Origin of the sequence: Streptomyces sp. NBC_00442, assembly GCF_036014195.1 — a bacterium.
Taxonomy (GTDB): Bacteria; Actinomycetota; Actinomycetes; order Streptomycetales; family Streptomycetaceae; genus Streptomyces.
The window spans coordinates 6,526,020-6,544,527 of sequence record NZ_CP107918.1; the positions used below are offsets into that span (position 1 = coordinate 6,526,020).

Consider the following 18,508-nt stretch of genomic DNA (forward strand, 5'->3'; position numbering starts at 1 on the left):
AAGAGGCGGACCGTCCGGATGCCTCGCGGCTCTAGGGGACCGATGACTGAGTATGGCCGGGGCGCAGGCTCCGAACCGTGGCACCCAGAGGATCCCCTCTTCGGGGACCAGGGGTGGGGAGCGCAGCAGGCTGCCTCCGGTCAGGCTCTGCACGCCGGCCAGGACGAGCAGTACCAGCAGCAGGCCCAGCAGCCGTACTACCCGCAGCAGACACAGGACCCGTACGGGCAGCAGCAGTACGCCGAGGCGCAGCCCCAGCAGCAGTACCAGCAGGGCTACGCCGAGCAGTTCCAGCAGGGCTACCCGCAGCAGCAGTATCCGGACCAGTACGCCGCTCAGCCGCAGCAGCCCCAGCAGCCCCAGCAGTACAGCGGTGGCTGGGACACGGTCACCGGCGAGCAGGCCGCCATGCCGTACGCGGGCCAGCAGCCCGACCCCTACCACAACGGCTACGCCGGTGAGGGCCACGATCCGTACGGGACGCCCGAGGCGTACCCGCCGCCGCAGCCGCCCGGCCAGCGCCAGGCTCCCGTCGTGCCCGAGGTGCCGGAGCAGGGCCACGAGTGGGACGCCGAACCGCAGGAGGAGCGCCACCCGTTCTTCACCGGTGTTGACGACAGCGAACGCGAAAACGACGACCCGGGCGAGTCCCGCCGGGCCGCCGGCGGTGGCGGTGGCCGCGACCGGCGGAGCAAGACCAAGAAGAAGGGCAAGAGCGGACGGGCCTGCCTGGTTCTCGCGGTGATCTTCGCCATCGGCGCCGGCGGCATTGGCTACGTGGGCTACGACTTTTACGAGAAGAAGTTCGGCGCGGCGCCCGACTACGTGGGTGAGGGCAGCGCAGAGACGGTCACCATCGAGGTTCCGTCCGGCGCGGGCGGCTCCGAGATCGGCCAGCTCCTCAAGCAGGCCGGTGTCGTCAAGAGCATCGACGCCTTCGTCCAGGCCCAGAACGACGACCCCAAGGGCAAGACGATCCAGGCCGGCGCCTACACGCTGAAGAAGGGCATGTCGGCGGCGAACGCGATCAAGCTGATGCTCAACCCGAGCAGCAGGAACTCGCTCATCATTCCCGAAGGCAAACGCAATGCCTGGGTCTACGGGGAGATCGACAAGCGGCTCGGCCTGGCCGAGGGCACGACCAAGGGCATCGCGCTCAAGAACGCCGACAGCATGGGTCTGCCCGACTGGGCCAAGGGCCACAAGAACGTCAAGGACCCGCTGGAAGGATTCCTCTTCCCGGCGAGCTACCCGGTCGCCAAGGGCATGAAGCCCGAGGACGTGCTGAAGAAGATGGTCAACCGGGCCGCCTCCGAGTACGGCAAGCAGGACCTGGCCGCCGAGGCCAAGAAGCTCAAGCTGGACGGCCCCTGGCAGCTCGTCACCGTCGCCAGCCTCGTGCAGGCCGAGGGCAAGACGCCGGACGACTTCCGCAAGATGGCCGAAGTGGTCTACAACCGCCTCAAGCCGGACAACTACCAGACCAACCAGAAGCTCCAGTTCGACTCGGCGTACAACTACCTCACCAACCAGAGCAACATCAAGATCGGCCTGTCCGAGATCAACAGCAACCCGGACCCGTACAACACCTACAAGTGGCGGGGTCTGACGCCCGGACCGATCGGCAACCCCGGCACCGAGGCGATGGCCGCCGCGCTGGACCCGACGAAGGACGGCTGGCTGTACTTCGTGGCCACCGACGGCGTCCACAAGACCGAATTCGCCAAGACGCTGGCCGAGTTCAACAAGCTGAAGGAAGAGTTCAATGCCCAGTCCGGCCAGTGAGGGCGCGCGGCGCGCCGCCGTCCTCGGGTCGCCCATCGCGCACTCGCTCTCCCCGGTCCTGCACCGGGCCGCGTATGCCGAACTCGGCCTCGGTCACTGGTCGTACGACCGCTTCGAGGTGGACGAGGCCGGGCTTGCCGGCTTCGTCGCGGGGCTCGACGCGTCCTGGGCCGGGCTCTCCCTCACGATGCCGCTGAAGAGGGCGATCATCCCGCTGCTCGACGCGGTGAGCGCGACCGCCGCATCCGTCGAGGCGGTCAACACCGTCGTCTTCACGGACGACGGCCGCCGCCTCGGTGACAACACCGACATCCCGGGCATGATCGCGGCCCTGGAGGAGCGCGGAGTGACCCGGGTCGAGTCCGCCGCCGTCCTCGGTGCGGGCGCGACCGCGTCCTCGGCGCTCGCCGCCCTCGCCCGGATCTGCACCGGTCCCGTCACCGCGTACGTACGCAGTGAGGCGCGGGCCGCGGAGATGCGCGGCTGGGGCGAACGGCTGGGCGTCGACGTCCGCACCGCCGACTGGTCGCGCGCGGCGGAAGCCTTCGAGGCTCCGCTCGTCGTCGCCACCACCCCGGCCGGCACCACCGACGCCCTGGCCCCGGCCGTCCCCGAGCGGGTCGGCACCCTCTTCGACGTCTTGTACGACCCCTGGCCGACGGCGCTCGCGGCCGCCTGGTCGGGGCGCGGGGGAGCCGTCGTCGGCGGCCTCGACCTCCTCGTGCACCAGGCCGTGCTCCAGGTCGAGCAGATGACGGGCTGCGCCACGGCTCCGCTGGAAGCGATGCGCAAGGCGGGCGAAGCGGCACTGACACACCGCTGACGGCCCCGAGGCGGGGCGGCATGGGGAACGACCAGCGGGAATGGGTCCCGCGCCCGGCTCCGCCCCAGTCCGCCAGCTGGACCGGGGCCCGGCCCACCGTCCCGGACGTGGGAGGATCAGGGGTGGCGGGCCAGGGCCGCGCATCCTGGACGCGCCAGCCGTAGAAGTACCAGGACGCGCGAGCATGAGGAGCACCGTTGAGCAGGCTGCGCTGGCTGACCGCTGGGGAATCCCACGGACCCGCACTTGTCGCGACGCTGGAGGGTCTTCCCGCCGGCGTGCCGATCACCACGGACATGGTGGCGGACCACCTGGCCCGGCGGCGGCTCGGTTATGGACGCGGCGCCCGCATGAAGTTCGAGCGCGACGAGGTGACCTTCCTCGGCGGTGTGCGGCACGGCCTGTCCATGGGCTCGCCGATCGCGGTCATGGTGGGCAACACCGAGTGGCCCAAGTGGGAGCAGGTCATGTCGGCCGACCCGGTCGACCCCGAGATCCTCGCGGAGCTGGCCCGCAACGCCCCGCTGACCCGCCCGCGGCCCGGCCACGCCGACCTCGCCGGGATGCAGAAGTACGGCTTCGACGAGGCCCGGCCGATCCTGGAGCGCGCCAGCGCGCGGGAGACCGCGGCCCGCGTGGCGCTCGGCGCGGTGGCCCGCTCCTACCTGAAGGAGACGGCCGGCATCGAGATCGTCAGCCACGTGGTGGAGCTGGCCGCGGCCAAGGCCCCCTACGGCGTGCTGCCGACCCCGGCCGACGTCGAGAAGCTGGACGCCGACCCGGTGCGCTGCCTGGACGCGGACGCCTCGAAGGCGATGGTCGCCGAGATCGACCAGGCCCACAAGGACGGCGACACGCTCGGCGGCGTCGTCGAGGTGCTCGCCTACGGCGTGCCCGTCGGCCTCGGTTCGCACGTCCACTGGGACCGCCGTCTGGACGCGCGCCTCGCCGCCGCCCTCATGGGCATCCAGGCGATCAAGGGCGTCGAGGTCGGAGACGGCTTCGACCTGGCCCGCGTGCCCGGCTCCCAGGCACACGACGAGATCGTCAACACCGCCGACGGCGTCAAGCGCACCTCCGGCCGCTCCGGCGGCACCGAGGGCGGTCTGACCACCGGTGAACTGCTGCGGGTCCGTGCCGCGATGAAGCCCATCGCGACCGTGCCGCGGGCGCTCGCCACCATCGACGTCGCCACCGGCGAAGCCGCCAAGGCCCACCACCAGCGCTCCGACGTGTGTGCCGTGCCGGCCGCCGGCATCGTCGCCGAGGCCATGGTCGCGCTCGTCCTCGCGGACGCCGTCGCCGAGAAGTTCGGCGGCGACAGCGTGCCCGAGACCCGCCGCAACGTGCGCTCCTACCTCGACAACCTCCAGATCCGGTGAGCGCCACCGGACCGCTGGTCGTCCTCGTCGGCCCGATGGGGTCGGGCAAGTCCACCGTGGGCGCGCTGCTCGCCGAGCGGCTCGGCGTGCCCTGCCGGGACACCGACGCCGACATCGTGGCCGCCGAGGGCCGCGCGATCTCCGACATCTTCATCGAGGACGGCGAGCCGCACTTCCGCGCCCTGGAGCGGGCCGCGGTACGCGCCGCGCTCGCCGAGCACACGGGCGTGCTGTCGCTCGGCGGCGGCGCCGTCCTCGACGCGGACACCCGCGCGCTGCTCGCGCCCCACCCCGTCGTCTACCTCTCGATGGACGTCGAGGAAGCCGTCAAACGCGTCGGCCTGAACACCGCCCGGCCGCTGCTCGCCGTCAACCCGCGCCGGCAGTGGCGCGAGCTGATGGAAGCGCGCCGCCATCTGTACACCGAAGTCGCCCGTGCGGTCGTCGCGACCGACGAGCGCACCCCCGAAGAGGTCGCCCAGGCGGTCCTCGACGCACTGGAGTTGAAGGACGCATGACGGAGCAGGCAGCCACCCGGATCCAGGTCGGCGGCACCGCAGGGACCGAACCGTACGAAGTGCTCGTCGGCCGGAACCTGCTGGGCGAACTGGCCGGGCTCATCGGCGACCGGGCGCAGCGGGTCGCGATCATCCACCCCGAAGCCCTGGCCGGCACCGGTGACGCGATCCGCGAGGACCTCACCGGGCAGGGCTACGACGTCATCGCCATCCAGGTGCCCAACGCGGAGGAGGCCAAGACCGCCGAGGTCGCCGCCTACTGCTGGAAGGCGCTCGGTCAGTCCGGCTTCACTCGCACCGACCTCGTCATCGGCGTCGGCGGCGGCGCCACCACCGACCTCGCGGGTTTCGTCGCGGCCACCTGGCTGCGCGGGGTGCGCTGGATCTCCGTGCCGACCACCGTGCTCGGCATGGTCGACGCGGCCGTCGGCGGCAAGACCGGCATCAACACCGCCGAGGGCAAGAACCTGGTGGGCGCCTTCCATCCGCCCGTCGGCGTCCTGTGCGACCTGGCCGCGCTCGACTCGCTGCCCGTCAACGACTACGTGTCGGGCATGGCCGAGGTCATCAAGACGGGCTTCATCGCCGACCCGGTCATCCTCGACCTCATCGAGTCCGACCCGGCCGGCGCCCGCACGCCCGAGGGCCCGCACACCGCCGAGCTGATCGAGCGCTCCATCCGGGTCAAGGCCGAGGTGGTCTCCAACGACCTGAAGGAATCGGGCCTGCGCGAGATCCTCAACTACGGCCACACCCTCGCCCACGCGATCGAGAAGAACGAGCGCTACAAGTGGCGGCACGGCGCGGCCGTCTCCGTCGGCATGGTCTTCGCGGCCGAACTCGGCCGCCTGGCAGGGCGGTTGGACGACGCGACCGCCGACCGGCACAGCGCCATCCTCAAGTCGGTCGGCCTGCCGCTCACCTACCGCGGCGACCAGTGGCCCAAGCTCCTGGAGAACATGAAGCTGGACAAGAAGTCGCGCGGCAACCTGCTGCGCTTCATCGTCCTGGACGGCCTCGCCAAGCCGACCGTGCTGGAGGGCCCGGACCCGTCGGTGCTGCTCGCCGCCTACGGCGAGGTCTCCGCGTGACCCGGCCCGTGTTCGTCCTCAACGGCCCGAACCTCGGCCGCCTGGGCTCCCGCGAGCCCGACGTGTACGGCGCCACCAGCTACGCGGGACTCGTCGAGGTCTGCGAAGGGCTCGGCAAGGAGCTCGGCTTCGACGTCTCGGTCCGCGAGACCAACGACGAGGGCGAGCTCATCCGCTGGCTCCACGAGGCCGCGGACGGTCGAATTCCGGTCGTCATCAACCCGGGCGCCTTCACCCACTATTCGTACGGAATGCGCGACGCGGCCGCCCAGCGCACCGCGCCGCTCATCGAGGTGCACATCTCGAACCCGTACGCCCGTGAGGAATTCCGCCACACCTCGGTGATCGCACCCGTCGCCACCGGTACCGTCGCGGGCTTCGGCATCGGCTCGTACCGGCTCGCGCTGCGCGCGCTCGCCGACGAACTGGCCGACGAACTCGGCTGACGGGCACGGGTGGCGCCCCCCGGCCGTTCACACTGTGGCGGCCGGGGGAGGTACGGTTCTGCACCGGGCCGCTCCACACCGACGGGCGCCCGACCAGCGCCAGTTGCCTGTACGAGACGGAGTGGCACCGGATGCAGCACGCAGGGGGGGCTCCACTGCCGCCGCCCCACGCCACGGGGCAGCCCTCGCACGACTGGGCCCAGGGAATCGAGCCGGAGGGCACGGCTCCGCTCAGGCCCAACGTGCCACCGGCGGGGCCGCCGCCCACGCCGGGCACCCCGCCGTACCAGCCGGGCCCCCCGCCCGGATCCGGGCCGGCCCAGCTCCCGGCCCACCCACCGGCCCCGCCGGGGCCGGCCGCGCACCACCCCGGTACACAGCAGCCGCCCGGCCAGGGCTGGCACGGGCCCGCGCCCCAGCACGCCTCGGTGCGGCCGCCCTCCCGCGACACCACCGGGCACGTCGCCCTGCCGCCGGGCGGCCCCGTCCCGCTGCCGCAGGCGCCCGAGGGCACCGGCGCCACCACGCTCGCCGTGCTGCTCATAGGCCCCGCCGGGGCGGGCAAGACGACGGTGGCCCGCTACTGGGCACAGCACCGCCGGGTGCCGACCGCGCACATCAGCCTCGACGACGTACGCGAATGGGTGTGCTCGGGGTTCGCCGACCCCCAGTCGGGCTGGAACGACCACTCCGAGGCCCAGTACCGCCTGGCCCGCCGCACCTGCGGCTTCGCCGCGCGCAACTTCCTGGCCAACGGGATCTCCTGCATCCTCGACGACGCGGTCTTCCCCGACCGGCCCGTCGTGGGCCTCGGCGGCTGGAAGCGTCACGTGGGCCCCGGCCTGCTGCCCGTCGTGCTCCTGCCCGGCCTCGACGTGGTGCTGGAGCGCAACGCGGAGCGCAGCGGCAACCGGCGTCTGTCCGACGAGGAGGTCGCCGGCATCCACGGCCGCATGGCCGGATGGTACGGCTCCGGTCTGCCCATCATCGACAACTCCCAGTACGACGTCCCCACCACGGCCCGCCTCCTGGACGACGTCCTGGCCCGAACCATCGCCAGCCCCCCCACCTGGTAGTCCCACCTGGTAGTCCCGCTCCCGCCCGCCACACGAGCCCGCCCGCGCCGGGCATCTCAGCCCGTCATGGGGGTCCCCCTGGCCCGTGAGGCCCTGGGGGAGTTCGAGGGCGAGGCCGGACCGACTACCGGCGCGGCCCCCGGTCGGACGCGTTGGAGGGGCCGCACCCCTGCCCCGCTCGTACGCTCGAAACATGTCAGAGGTGTTCGCGGTGCGCCGCGCCTGGCTGCGGGACCGCTGCGCGGCCGCAGGCAGCGCAGCCGCCCTGGTCTCACGCCCGGCCAATGTCCGCTACCTCGCCGGCGGCGCCCCGCCCGGCGCCGTGCTGCTGCTCGGGCCGGCCGAGGACGTCCTGCTGTGCCCGCGCACGCCGTCCGGCGACCTCATCGAGGGCCACCTCGACGAGCAGCTCCGGCTCACCGTGCTGCCCGCGCCGGGTGCCGACCCCGTCGTGGCCGCCGCCGACCTCGCCCAGGCGAGCGGCGCCGACTCGCTGGCCGTCGAGGAGCACCATCTGTCCGTGGCCCGTCATCGCGCGCTCGGCTCGGTGGCGCCCCGGCTGCTCCTCGGCGACCTCGGGGGCGCCGTCGAGCAGCGCCGCCTCGTCAAGGACGAAGAGGAGATCGCCTGCCTGCGGATCGCCGCGGAGATCGCGGACCAGGCCCTGGGCGAACTGCTCGAGTCGATCCTGGTCGGCCGCACCGAGCGCCACCTCGCGCTGGAACTGGAACGCCGCCTGGTCGACCACGGCGCCGACGGGCCCGCCTTCATGACGTCCGTCGGCACCGGCCCCAACTCCGGCCGTGCGGGCCACCGTCCGGCCGACCGCCGGGTCGAGGAGGGCGACTTCCTCTCGGTCTGCCTGGGCGCCACCTACCGCGGCTACCGCTGCGAGATCGGCCGCACCTTCGTGATCGGCACGACCCCCGCGAACTGGCAGATCGAGCTCTACGACGCCGTTTTCGCAGCCCAGCGGGCCGGCCGGGAGGCCCTCGTACCGGGCGCCGAGTACCGCGCGGTGGACCGGGCGGCCCGTCAGGTACTGGACGCCGCGGGCCATGCGGAGGCCGTCGGGCCGCTCACCGGACACGGGGTCGGGATCGAAATCGACGAGGAGCCGCAGCTCGCACCTGGAGCCATGGGTAAACTGGACACTTGCGTGCCGGTCACCGTCGAACCGGGGGTCCACCTCCCGGGCCGGGGCGGCGTCCGGATCGATGACACGCTCGTCGTACGCCCCGAGGCGGACGGCGGCCCCGAGCTACTCACCATCACGACCAAGGAGCTGCTAGCGCTCTAGCACGCGTACGCGCCCCGGGTGCGTACCCTCGGTCGTCCACCAGCTTTCAGTCCAGGAGATTCCGCAACCGTGGCTTCCACGAACGACCTCAAGAACGGCCTGGTGCTCAAGCTCGACGGAGGCCAGCTCTGGTCCGTCGTCGAGTTCCAGCACGTCAAGCCCGGCAAGGGCCCGGCCTTCGTGCGCACCAAGCTCAAGAACGTGCTCTCCGGCAAGGTGGTCGACAAGACCTTCAACGCCGGTGTGAAGGTCGAGACGGCCACCATTGACCGCCGCGACATGCAGTTCTCGTACATGGACGGCGAGTACTTCGTCTTCATGGACATGAGCACCTACGACCAGCTCATGGTCGACCGCAAGGCCGTCGGCGACGCCGCCAACTTCCTGATCGAGGGCTTCACCGCCTCGGTCGCGCAGCACGAGGGCGAGGTGCTCTACGTCGAGCTGCCGGCCGCCGTCGAGCTCACCATCGAGCACACCGACCCGGGCGTCCAGGGCGACCGCTCCACCGGCGGCTCCAAGCCCGCGCGGCTGGAGACCGGTTACGAGATCGGCGTCCCGCTCTTCATCACCACCGGTGAGAAGATCAAGGTCGACACCCGCACCGGCGACTACCTCGGCCGGGTGAACAGCTAACCGTGGCTGCCCGGAACAAGGCCCGCAAGCGCGCCTTCCAGATCCTCTTCGAGGCCGACCAGCGCGGTGAGTCCGTGCAGACGGTCCTCGCGGACTGGGTGCGGCACTCGCGGTCCGACGACCGTCAGCCGCCGGTCGCCGAGTACACGATGCAGCTCGTCGAGGGATACGCGGGCCACGTGGACCGCATCGACGACCTGATCTCCACGTACGCGGTGGACTGGACGCTCGACCGCATGCCGGTCGTCGACCGGAACATCCTGCGGCTCGGTACGTACGAGCTGGTCTGGGAGGACGAGACGCCCGACGCGGTCGTCATCGACGAGGCCGTCCAGCTGGCGAAGGAATTCTCCACGGACGACTCTCCGGCCTTCGTGAACGGGATGCTCGCCCGTTTCAAGGACCTCAAGCCGAGCCTGCGCCGCGACTAGCGTCCGGCAGGACATGGCCGTACGAAGGGCCCGCAGCACCCACGGTGCTGCGGGCCCTTCGCCGTGTCTGCGCCATGGGGTCAGGGCACCGAGGGGCGTGCGAACGCGTCGGGCCCGTCGGGAGCGAGTGCTCCCGACGGGCCCGACGGCACGTTTCTGCTGAAGGGGTGTCAGCCCTCTTCGTGGGCGACCGCGCGGCGCGCGTCCGCATCGAGGACGCCCCAGCTGATCAGCTGCTCGGTGAGAACCGAGGGCGACTGGTCGTAGATGACGGCAAGGGTGCGCAGGTCGTCCTGGCGGATCGAGAGGACCTTGCCGTTGTAGTCACCGCGCTGCGACTGGATGGTGGCCGCGTAGCGCTGCAACGGGCCCGCCTTCTCCGGCGGCACGTGCGCGAGGCGCTCAAGGTCGAGAACCAGCTTCGGCGGCGGCTCGGCGGCCCCGCCCGGCGTGGTGCCCGGAAGCAGTTCCTGCACGGGAACACCGTAGAAATCGGCCAGCTCGGCGAGGCGCTGTACGGTCACGGCGCGGTCGCCACGCTCGTACGACCCGACCACGACGGCCTTCCAGCGGCCCTGGGACTTCTCCTCCACACCGTGGAGGGAGAGGCCCTGCTGGGTGCGGATGGCGCGGAGCTTGGCCCCGAGCTGTTTTGCGTATTCGCTGGACATATAGCTCCCCGGACGCTGTGACAACGTGCGGCTCCGCCGCGCGGCTGTAACTCACTGTGAGGTTACGCAGCGTTACTTGGCCGCGTCAAGCCGAATGGTCCACACCCACGCCCCGCAGGAGTGACAGGGTCCGCGTGGGGCGCGGCCCCACAGGTCATGGGGACGGTCGGGGTGCTCTCACCCGTTCGAGTGAGGCCCCTGGTATTACGGTCCTCCCGGCCCCTGGTACGGTTGGTGACGCAATTCCGGCGTCCTTTAAGGTCCGTCCCGTGAGGCGGAGAAGGAGGTCCTTTTCATATGGACACGCAGCACCCGCACCACCAGCAGGACCAGACGCACCCCGATGCGGCGCGGCCCGTTCTCGAAGGCCCCGACATCGCCCGCGTCCTGACCCGTATCGCCCACGAGATCGTCGAACGCGCCAAGGGCGCCGACGACGTGGTGCTCCTCGGCATCCCGACGCGCGGGATCTTCCTCGCCGAGCGGCTCGCCGTGAAGCTCGAAGGCATCACCGGGCGCAAGACGCCGGTCGGCTCCCTCGACATCACCATGTACCGCGACGACCTGCGGATGAAGCCGGCCCGCGCGCTGGGCCGCACCGACATCCCCGGCGAGGGCATCGACGGCCGCCTCGTCGTCCTCGTCGACGACGTCCTCTTCTCCGGCCGCACCATCCGCGCCGCCCTCGACGCGCTCGGCGACCTCGGCCGCCCCCGCGCCGTGCAGCTCGCGGTCCTCGTCGACCGGGGCCACCGCGAACTCCCGATCCGCGCCGACTACGTCGGCAAGAACCTCCCCACGTCGCTGCGGGAGACGGTCAAGGTCCAGCTCGCGGAGGAGGACGGCCGCGACGCCGTGCTCCTCGGCGTCAAGCAGACCGCTCCGGCCGGCGAGCAGTAGCTCCCCACGCCCCCGTACGGCCCACACAGATCCGTACGGGGCTGCTCCTGCGCGCCCGCACGCCCAAAACCTCCACCACACCTGGAGAACCCCCAGATGATGCGTCACCTCATCTCGGCCGCCGACCTCACCCGCGACGACGCCGTCCTCATCCTCGACACCGCCGAGGAAATGGCCCGGGTCTCCGACCGGCCGATCAAGAAGCTGCCCGCGCTGCGTGGCCGGACCATCTGCAACCTGTTCTTCGAGGACTCCACCCGCACCCGGATCTCCTTCGAGGCCGCCGAGAAGCGCCTGTCGGCCGACGTCATCAACTTCGCCGCGAAGGGCTCGTCGGTCTCCAAGGGCGAGTCCCTGAAGGACACCGCGCAGACGCTGGAGGCGATGGGCGTCGACGCCGTCGTCATCCGGCACAGCGCCTCCGGCGCCCCCTACCGCCTGGCCACCTCCGGCTGGATCGACGCCCCCGTCATCAACGCGGGCGACGGCACCCACCAGCACCCCACCCAGGCGCTGCTCGACGCGTTCACCATGCGCCGCCGCCTGGTCGGCAAGGACGCGCTCGGCCAGGACCTGGCCGGCAAGCGCATCACCCTCGTCGGCGACGTGCTGCACAGCCGGGTCGCCCGCTCCAACGTCGACCTGCTGCACACCCTCGGCGCCGAGGTCACCCTGGTGGCCCCGCCCACCCTGCTCCCGGTCGGCGTCGAGCACTGGACCTGCGACGTGTCGTACGACCTGGACACCGTGCTGCCGAAGTCCGACGCGGTGATGATGCTCCGTGTGCAGCGCGAACGCATGAACGCCGCCTTCTTCCCCACCGAGCGCGAGTACTCGCGGCGCTACGGGCTCGACGGCGAGCGCATGGCCAAGATGCCCGAGCACGGCATCGTGATGCACCCCGGCCCGATGGTGCGGGGCATGGAGATCACCGCCGAGGTCGCCGACTCCGACCGCTGCACGGTCGTCGAGCAGGTCGCCAACGGCGTCCACACCCGTATGGCGGTCCTGTACCTGCTGCTGGGCGGCAACGAGCCCGCCGTCAGCCACGCCCGTCCCACCGATGCGGAGAACAAGTAACGATGAGCAAGATCCTGATCCGTGGTGCGAAGGTCCTCGGCGGCGACGTCCAGGACGTTTTGATCGAAGGCGAGACCATCGCCGCCGTCGGCACCGGCCTGGAGGCGGGGGACGCGACCGTCGTCGACGCCGACGGCCAGATCCTGCTGCCCGGCCTCGTCGACCTCCACACCCACCTGCGCGAGCCCGGCCGTGAGGACTCCGAGACCGTCCTCACCGGCACCCGGGCCGCCGCGAGCGGCGGCTACACCGCCGTGTTCGCCATGGCCAACACCTTCCCCGTCGCCGACACCGCGGGCGTCGTCGAGCAGGTCTGGCGGCTCGGCAAGGAATCCGGCTACTGCGACGTGCAGCCCATCGGCGCCGTCACCGTGGGCCTTGAGGGCAAGAAGCTCGCCGAGCTCGGCGCCATGCACGACTCCGCCGCCGGCGTCACCGTCTTCTCCGACGACGGCAAGTGCGTCGACGACGCCGTGATCATGCGCCGCGCCCTGGAGTACGTGAAGGCCTTCGGCGGCGTCGTCGCCCAGCACGCCCAGGAGCCCCGCCTGACCGAGGGCGCCCAGATGAACGAGGGCGTCGTATCGGCCGAGCTAGGCCTCGGCGGCTGGCCCGCCGTCGCCGAGGAGTCGATCATCGCCCGCGACGTGCTGCTCGCCGAGCACGTCGGCTCCCGCGTGCACATCTGCCACCTCTCCACGGCCGGCTCGGTCGAGATCGTCCGCTGGGCCAAGTCGCGCGGCATCGACGTGACCGCCGAGGTCACCCCGCACCACCTGCTCCTCACCGACGAGCTGGTCCGGTCCTACAACCCGGTCTACAAGGTCAACCCGCCGCTGCGCACCGAGAAGGACGTCATGGCGCTGCGCGAGGCCCTCGCCGACGGCACCATCGACATCGTGGCCACCGACCACGCCCCGCACCCGCACGAGGACAAGGACTGCGAGTGGGCCGCGGCCGCCATGGGCATGGTCGGTCTGGAGACGGCGCTCCGCGTCGTCCAGCACACGATGGTCGAGACCGGCCTGCTCGACTGGGCCGGCGTCGCCGACCGCATGGCGCACAAGCCCGCCGAGATCGGGCGGGCGACCGGCCACGGCCGCCCCGTCTCGGCAGGCGAACCCGCCAACCTGACGCTCGTCGATCCGGCATACCGTGGTGACGTGAACCCCGCGGACTTCGCCTCCCGCAGCCGCAACACCCCCTACGAGGGTCGTGAGCTGCCCGGACGCGTCACCCACACCTTCCTGCGGGGCCGGGCAACGCTTGTGGACGGGAAGCTGGCGTGACGTACGCATCACTGATCGATCTGGCCGCCGCGGAGAAGTCCGCCGAGGTGACCAACTGGGGCGGACGCATCGGCTGGCTCGTCGGGCTCGCGCTCTTCGTGGCGCTCGTCTACTGGCTGATGCGCCAGGGCTGGCAGTGGCGCCGCCGCCTCCAGGCCGACCTGCCCGAGCTCCCCACCGCGCCCGAAGCGCGGGGCGAGGCGAAACTGGAGCTGAGCGGCCGCTACCACGGCTCCACCACCGCGGGGCAGTGGCTCGACCGCATCGTGGCGCACGGCCTGGGCGTCCGCAGCAAGGCCGAGCTCACGCTCACGGAAGCGGGCCTCGACGTCGTACGCCCCGGGGCGAACGACTTCTTCGTCCCGGCCGCCCAGCTCCGCGAAGCCCGGCTCGACAAGGGAATCGCGGGCAAGGTCCTCACCGAGGGCGGCCTGCTGATCGTCACCTGGAGCCACGGCGACCGGCTCATCGACTCCGGCTTCCGCTCGGACCGGGCCGAACAGCACCCGGCCTGGGTCGAAGCGATCAACTCCATGACCGAGACCTCTGAACCATCCACCACCACGACGGAAGGCGCCGCACGATGACGACCTCCACCCGGGGAGCCGCAAAGACTCCCGCCGTACTCGTCCTGGAGGACGGCCGCATCTTCCGCGGCCGCGCCTACGGGGCCGTGGGGGAGACCTTCGGTGAGGCCGTGTTCTCCACCGGCATGACCGGCTACCAGGAGACCCTCACCGACCCGTCGTACCACCGCCAGGTCGTCGTGATGACCGCCCCGCACGTCGGCAACACCGGCGTGAACGACGAGGACCCCGAGTCCCAGCGGATCTGGGTGGCCGGCTACGTCGTGCGCGACCCCGCCCGCATGCCGTCCAACTGGCGCTCGCGCCGCTCCCTGGACGACGAACTCGTCAAGCAGGGCATCGTCGGGATCTCGGGCGTCGACACCCGCGCCCTCACCCGCCACCTGCGCGAACGCGGCGCCATGCGCGTCGGCATCTTCTCCGGCGAGGGCCTCGCGGACGACGCGGCGCTGCTCGCCCGCGTGAAGGAAGCCCCGCAGATGGCAGGAGCCGACCTCGCCGCCGAGGTCGCCACCAAGGAGGCGTACGTCGTCCCCGCCATCGGCCCCGACGGCGAAGCCGTCCCGGTCGGCACTGCGAAGTTCACCGTCGCCGCCGTGGACCTCGGCATCAAGGGCATGACCCCGCACCGCATGGCCGAGCGCGGCATCGAGGTGCACGTGCTGCCCGCGACCGCCACCGCCGACGATGTGTACGCCGTCAACCCCGACGGTGTGTTCTTCTCCAACGGCCCGGGTGACCCGTCCACCGCCGACGGACCCGTCGCCGTGATGCGGGCGGTTCTGGAGCGCAGGACTCCGCTCTTCGGCATCTGCTTCGGCAACCAGATCCTCGGCAGGGCCCTCGGCTTCGGCACCTACAAGCTGAAGTACGGCCACCGCGGCATCAACCAGCCGGTGCAGGACCGCACCACCGGCAAGGTCGAGGTCACCGCGCACAACCACGGCTTCGCCGTCGACGCGCCCCTCGACAAGGTCTCCGAAACGCCCTACGGGCGCGCCGAGGTCTCCCACGTCTGTCTGAACGACCAGGTCGTCGAAGGACTCCAGCTGCTCGACCAGCCGGCCTTCAGCGTCCAGTACCACCCCGAAGCCGCCGCGGGACCGCACGACGCCGCGTACCTCTTCGACCGCTTCGTAGAGCTCATGGAGGGCCAGCGTGCCTAAGCGCTCAGACATCCAGTCCGTCCTGGTCATCGGCTCCGGTCCGATCGTCATCGGCCAGGCAGCGGAGTTCGACTACTCCGGCACCCAGGCCTGCCGCATCCTCAAGGCCGAGGGCCTGCGGGTCATCCTGGTCAACTCCAACCCGGCCACGATCATGACCGACCCGGAGATCGCCGACGCCACGTACGTCGAGCCGATCACTCCCGAGTTCGTCGAGAAGATCATCGCCAAGGAGCGCCCCGACGCGCTCCTGCCCACCCTCGGCGGCCAGACCGCGCTCAACACCGCGATCTCCATGCACGAGCAGGGCGTCCTGGAGAAGTACGGCGTCGAGCTGATCGGCGCCAACGTCGAGGCCATCAACAAGGGCGAGGACCGCGACCTCTTCAAGGGCGTCGTCGAGGCCGTCAAGGAGAAGATCGGCTACGGCGAGTCCGCCCGCTCGGTCATCTGCCACTCCATGGACGACGTCATCGCCGGCGTCGACACCCTCGGCGGCTACCCCGTCGTCGTGCGCCCCTCCTTCACCATGGGCGGCGCCGGCTCCGGCTTCGCCCACGACGAGGAGGAGCTGCGCCGCATCGCGGGACAGGGCCTGACCCTCTCGCCGACCACCGAGGTGCTCCTCGAGGAGTCCATCCTCGGCTGGAAGGAGTACGAGCTGGAGCTGATGCGCGACAAGAACGACAACGTCGTGGTCGTCTGCTCCATCGAGAACTTCGACCCCATGGGCGTGCACACCGGCGACTCGATCACCGTCGCCCCGTCGATGACCCTGACCGACCGCGAGTACCAGCGGCTTCGCGACATCGGCATCGCGATCATCCGCGAGGTAGGCGTCGACACCGGCGGCTGCAACATCCAGTTCGCGATCGACCCGGCCGACGGCCGCGTCATCGTCATCGAGATGAACCCGCGCGTCTCCCGGTCCTCCGCGCTCGCCTCGAAGGCCACCGGCTTCCCCATCGCCAAGATCGCGGCGAAGCTGGCCATCGGCTACACGCTGGACGAGGTCCCCAACGACATCACCGAGAAGACGCCGGCCTCCTTCGAGCCGACCCTCGACTACGTCGTCGTGAAGGCCCCGCGCTTCGCCTTCGAGAAGTTCCCCTCCGCCGACTCCACCCTCACCACCACCATGAAGTCGGTGGGCGAGGCCATGGCGATCGGCCGCAACTTCACGGAGGCCCTGCAGAAGGCGCTGCGCTCCCTGGAGAAGAAGGGCTCGCAGTTCGACTTCACGAGCCCGGTCGGCGACAAGGACGCCCTCCTGGCGCAGGCCGCGCGCCCGACCGACGGCCGCATCAACACCGTCATGGACGCGATCCGCGCGGGCGCCGCCCAGGAAGAGGTCTTCGAGTCCACGAAGATCGACCCCTGGTTCGTCGACCAGCTCTTCCTCATCAAGGAGATCGCCGACGAGCTGGCCGCCGCCGACAAGCTCGACCCCGAGCTGCTCGCCGAAGCCAAGCGCCACGGCTTCTCCGACGCCCAGATCGCCGGCATCCGCGGCCTGCGCGAGGACGTCGTGCGCGAGGTCCGGCACGCCCTCGGTGTGCGCCCGGTCTACAAGACGGTCGACACCTGCGCCGCCGAGTTCGCCGCCAAGACCCCGTACTTCTACTCCTCCTACGACGAGGAGAGCGAGGTCGCCCCGCGCACCAAGCCCGCGGTGATCATCCTGGGTTCGGGCCCCAACCGCATCGGCCAGGGCATCGAGTTCGACTACTCCTGCGTCCACGCCTCCTTCGCGCTGAGCGACGCGGGCTACGAGACGGTGATGGTCAACTGCAACCCCGAGACCGTCTCCACCGACTACGACACCTCCGACCGGCTCTACTTCGAGCCGCTGACGCTCGAAGACGTCCTGGAGATCGTGCACGCCGAGACCCTCGCGGGCCCGGTCGCGGGCGTCGTCGTCCAGCTCGGCGGCCAGACCCCGCTGGGCCTGGCGCAGGCGCTCAAGGACAACGGCGTCCCGGTGGTGGGCACCCCGCCCGAGGCCATCCACGCCGCCGAGGACCGCGGCGCCTTCGGCCAGGTGCTCGCCGAGGCCGGCCTGCCCGCGCCCAAGCACGGCACCGCCACCACCTTCGCCGGCGCCAAGGCCATCGCCGACGAGATCGGCTACCCCGTCCTCGTACGCCCGTCGTACGTGCTCGGTGGCCGCGGCATGGAGATCGTGTACGACGAGGAGCGGCTGTCCTCGTACATCGCCGAGTCCACCGAGATCAGCCCGACCCGGCCCGTCCTGGTCGACCGCTTCCTCGACGACGCGATCGAGATCGACGTGGACGCCCTCTACGACGGCACCGAGCTCTACCTCGGCGGCGTCATGGAGCACATCGAGGAGGCCGGCATCCACTCCGGCGACTCGGCGTGCGCGCTGCCCCCGATCACCCTCGGCGGCCACGACATAAAGCGGCTGCGGGCCTCGACGGAAGCCATCGCCAAGGGCGTCGGCGTCCGCGGCCTGATCAACATCCAGTTCGCGATGGCCGGCGACATCCTGTACGTCCTCGAAGCCAACCCGCGCGCCTCGCGCACCGTCCCCTTCACCTCGAAGGCGACCGCGGTGCCGCTCGCGAAGGCGGCCGCCCGCATCTCGCTCGGCGCGACCGTGGCCGAGCTGCGCGCGGAGGGCATGCTGCCGAAGGAGGGCGACGGCGGCACCCTGCCGCTGGACGCGCCGATCTCCGTCAAGGAGGCCGTGATGCCGTGGAGCCGCTTCCGCGACGTCCACGGGCGCGGCGTCGACACGGTGCTCGGCCCGGAGATGCGCTCCACCGGTGAAGTCATGGGCATCGACTCGGTGTTCGGCACCGCGTACGCCAAGTCGCAGGCCGGCGCCTACGGCCCGCTGCCGACCAAGGGCCGCGCGTTCATCTCGGTCGCCAACCGGGACAAGCGCACGATGATCTTCCCGGCGCGCGAACTGGTCGCCCACGGCTTCGAGTTGCTCGCCACCTCCGGCACCGCCGAGGTCCTGCGCCGCAACGGCATCAACGCCACGGTCGTGCGCAAGCTCAGCGAGGACGAGGGCCCCAACGGCGAGAAGAACATCGTCCAGCTGATCCACGACGGAGAGGTCGACCTCATCGTCAACACGCCGTACGGCACCGGGGGCCGGCTCGACGGCTACGAGATCCGCACGGCGGCCGTGGCCCGCTCCGTGCCCTGCCTGACCACGGTCCAGGCGCTCGCCGCCGCGGTCCAGGGCATCGACGCCCTCAACCGCGGTGACGTGGGGGTGTGTTCGCTCCAGGAACACGCGGAACACCTGACCGCGGCCCGCGACTAGCAGACGGCGAAGAAAGGGGGGACACC

17 protein-coding genes are annotated in these 18,508 nt (G+C 71.1%); 16 read left to right on the plus strand and 1 reads right to left on the minus strand.

What is annotated here, in order from left to right; translation table 11 throughout:
- The first annotated feature begins 42 nt into the window (after window positions 1-42).
- The 10 genes from mltG to nusB all read left to right on the plus strand — a co-directional run bounded on the left by mltG (window position 43) and on the right by nusB (window position 9,488).
- On the plus strand, window positions 43-1,785 hold the full coding sequence (mltG, locus tag OG432_RS29300; RefSeq protein ID WP_328313950.1) for an endolytic transglycosylase MltG: 1,743 nt from the start codon (window positions 43-45) through the stop codon (window positions 1,783-1,785).
- Complete coding sequence (locus tag OG432_RS29305; RefSeq protein WP_328313951.1) at window positions 1,766-2,608, plus strand: shikimate dehydrogenase; 843 nt, start codon at window positions 1,766-1,768, stop codon at window positions 2,606-2,608. The genes mltG and OG432_RS29305 overlap by 20 nt, the downstream gene beginning before the upstream one ends.
- A gap of 197 nt (window positions 2,609-2,805) precedes the next feature.
- The gene (aroC, locus tag OG432_RS29310; RefSeq protein WP_328313952.1) at window positions 2,806-3,990 is read left to right on the plus strand and encodes a chorismate synthase; all 1,185 of its coding nucleotides are present in this window, start codon (window positions 2,806-2,808) and stop codon (window positions 3,988-3,990) included.
- A 35-nt stretch (window positions 3,991-4,025) separates the two neighbouring features.
- Window positions 4,026-4,508: a shikimate kinase gene (locus OG432_RS29315; protein ID WP_328315294.1), complete on the plus strand. Its 483-nt coding sequence runs from the start codon at window positions 4,026-4,028 to the stop codon at window positions 4,506-4,508.
- Entirely contained in the window at window positions 4,505-5,599 is a 1,095-nt protein-coding gene (gene aroB, locus OG432_RS29320; RefSeq protein WP_328313953.1) for a 3-dehydroquinate synthase, read from the plus strand. Before OG432_RS29315 ends, aroB begins: the two co-directional genes overlap by 4 nt.
- On the plus strand, window positions 5,596-6,045 hold the full coding sequence (gene aroQ / locus OG432_RS29325) for a type II 3-dehydroquinate dehydratase (RefSeq protein ID WP_328313954.1): 450 nt from the start codon (window positions 5,596-5,598) through the stop codon (window positions 6,043-6,045). The genes aroB and aroQ overlap by 4 nt, the downstream gene beginning before the upstream one ends.
- A 131-nt stretch (window positions 6,046-6,176) precedes the next feature.
- Entirely contained in the window at window positions 6,177-7,121 is a 945-nt protein-coding gene (locus tag OG432_RS29330) for a Pro-rich N-terminal domain-containing protein (protein ID WP_328313955.1), read from the plus strand.
- A gap of 193 nt (window positions 7,122-7,314) precedes the next feature.
- Window positions 7,315-8,421 (plus strand): M24 family metallopeptidase, encoded by a 1,107-nt coding sequence (locus tag OG432_RS29335; RefSeq protein ID WP_328313956.1) that lies wholly within the window; start codon window positions 7,315-7,317, stop codon window positions 8,419-8,421.
- A 69-nt stretch (window positions 8,422-8,490) separates the two neighbouring features.
- Window positions 8,491-9,057, plus strand: a complete 567-nt coding sequence (gene efp / locus OG432_RS29340) for an elongation factor P (RefSeq protein WP_328313957.1) — start codon at window positions 8,491-8,493, stop codon at window positions 9,055-9,057.
- 2 nt (window positions 9,058-9,059) lie between these two features.
- Complete coding sequence (nusB, locus tag OG432_RS29345; RefSeq protein ID WP_328313958.1) at window positions 9,060-9,488, plus strand: transcription antitermination factor NusB; 429 nt, start codon at window positions 9,060-9,062, stop codon at window positions 9,486-9,488.
- A 170-nt stretch (window positions 9,489-9,658) separates the two neighbouring features.
- Here the strand turns inward: nusB and bldD are convergent, their stop codons facing one another.
- Complete coding sequence (bldD, locus tag OG432_RS29350; RefSeq protein ID WP_014044812.1) at window positions 9,659-10,159, minus strand: transcriptional regulator BldD; 501 nt, start codon at window positions 10,157-10,159, stop codon at window positions 9,659-9,661.
- A 297-nt stretch (window positions 10,160-10,456) separates the two neighbouring features.
- Here bldD and pyrR point away from each other — a divergent pair, with 297 nt between their 5' ends.
- The 6 genes from pyrR to carB all read left to right on the plus strand — a co-directional run bounded on the left by pyrR (window position 10,457) and on the right by carB (window position 18,482).
- Window positions 10,457-11,059: a bifunctional pyr operon transcriptional regulator/uracil phosphoribosyltransferase PyrR gene (gene pyrR / locus OG432_RS29355; protein WP_328313959.1), complete on the plus strand. Its 603-nt coding sequence runs from the start codon at window positions 10,457-10,459 to the stop codon at window positions 11,057-11,059.
- Window positions 11,060-11,155: 96 nt separating this feature from the next.
- Window positions 11,156-12,139, plus strand: coding sequence for an aspartate carbamoyltransferase catalytic subunit (locus OG432_RS29360; RefSeq protein WP_328313960.1), 984 nt, complete (start codon window positions 11,156-11,158; stop codon window positions 12,137-12,139).
- A 2-nt stretch (window positions 12,140-12,141) separates the two neighbouring features.
- Complete coding sequence (locus tag OG432_RS29365) at window positions 12,142-13,428, plus strand: dihydroorotase (protein ID WP_328313961.1); 1,287 nt, start codon at window positions 12,142-12,144, stop codon at window positions 13,426-13,428.
- Window positions 13,425-14,015: a PH-like domain-containing protein gene (locus tag OG432_RS29370; protein ID WP_328313962.1), complete on the plus strand. Its 591-nt coding sequence runs from the start codon at window positions 13,425-13,427 to the stop codon at window positions 14,013-14,015. Before OG432_RS29365 ends, OG432_RS29370 begins: the two co-directional genes overlap by 4 nt.
- Window positions 14,012-15,181: a glutamine-hydrolyzing carbamoyl-phosphate synthase small subunit gene (gene carA, locus OG432_RS29375; protein WP_328313963.1), complete on the plus strand. Its 1,170-nt coding sequence runs from the start codon at window positions 14,012-14,014 to the stop codon at window positions 15,179-15,181. Before OG432_RS29370 ends, carA begins: the two co-directional genes overlap by 4 nt.
- A complete protein-coding gene (carB, locus tag OG432_RS29380; RefSeq protein ID WP_328313964.1) occupies window positions 15,174-18,482 on the plus strand; it encodes a carbamoyl-phosphate synthase large subunit in 3,309 nt (1,102 codons plus the stop codon). The genes carA and carB overlap by 8 nt, the downstream gene beginning before the upstream one ends.
- Window positions 18,483-18,508 lie beyond the last annotated feature (26 nt).

Bases quoted from the DNA above. Each gene is read 5' to 3' on its own strand.
- mltG (WP_328313950.1), top strand. From the start codon at position 43: ATGACTGAGTATGGCCGGGGCGCAGGCTCCGAACCGTGGCACCCAGAG.
- OG432_RS29305 (WP_328313951.1), top strand. From the start codon at position 1,766: ATGCCCAGTCCGGCCAGTGAGGGCGCGCGGCGCGCCGCCGTCCTCGGG.
- OG432_RS29315 (WP_328315294.1), top strand. From the start codon at position 4,026: ATGGGGTCGGGCAAGTCCACCGTGGGCGCGCTGCTCGCCGAGCGGCTC.
- aroB (WP_328313953.1), top strand. From the start codon at position 4,505: ATGACGGAGCAGGCAGCCACCCGGATCCAGGTCGGCGGCACCGCAGGG.
- OG432_RS29330 (WP_328313955.1), top strand. From the start codon at position 6,177: ATGCAGCACGCAGGGGGGGCTCCACTGCCGCCGCCCCACGCCACGGGG.
- OG432_RS29335 (WP_328313956.1), top strand. From the start codon at position 7,315: ATGTCAGAGGTGTTCGCGGTGCGCCGCGCCTGGCTGCGGGACCGCTGC.
- bldD (WP_014044812.1), bottom strand. From the start codon at position 10,159: ATGTCCAGCGAATACGCAAAACAGCTCGGGGCCAAGCTCCGCGCCATC.
- pyrR (WP_328313959.1), top strand. From the start codon at position 10,457: ATGGACACGCAGCACCCGCACCACCAGCAGGACCAGACGCACCCCGAT.
- OG432_RS29360 (WP_328313960.1), top strand. From the start codon at position 11,156: ATGATGCGTCACCTCATCTCGGCCGCCGACCTCACCCGCGACGACGCC.
- OG432_RS29365 (WP_328313961.1), top strand. From the start codon at position 12,142: ATGAGCAAGATCCTGATCCGTGGTGCGAAGGTCCTCGGCGGCGACGTC.
- carA (WP_328313963.1), top strand. From the start codon at position 14,012: ATGACGACCTCCACCCGGGGAGCCGCAAAGACTCCCGCCGTACTCGTC.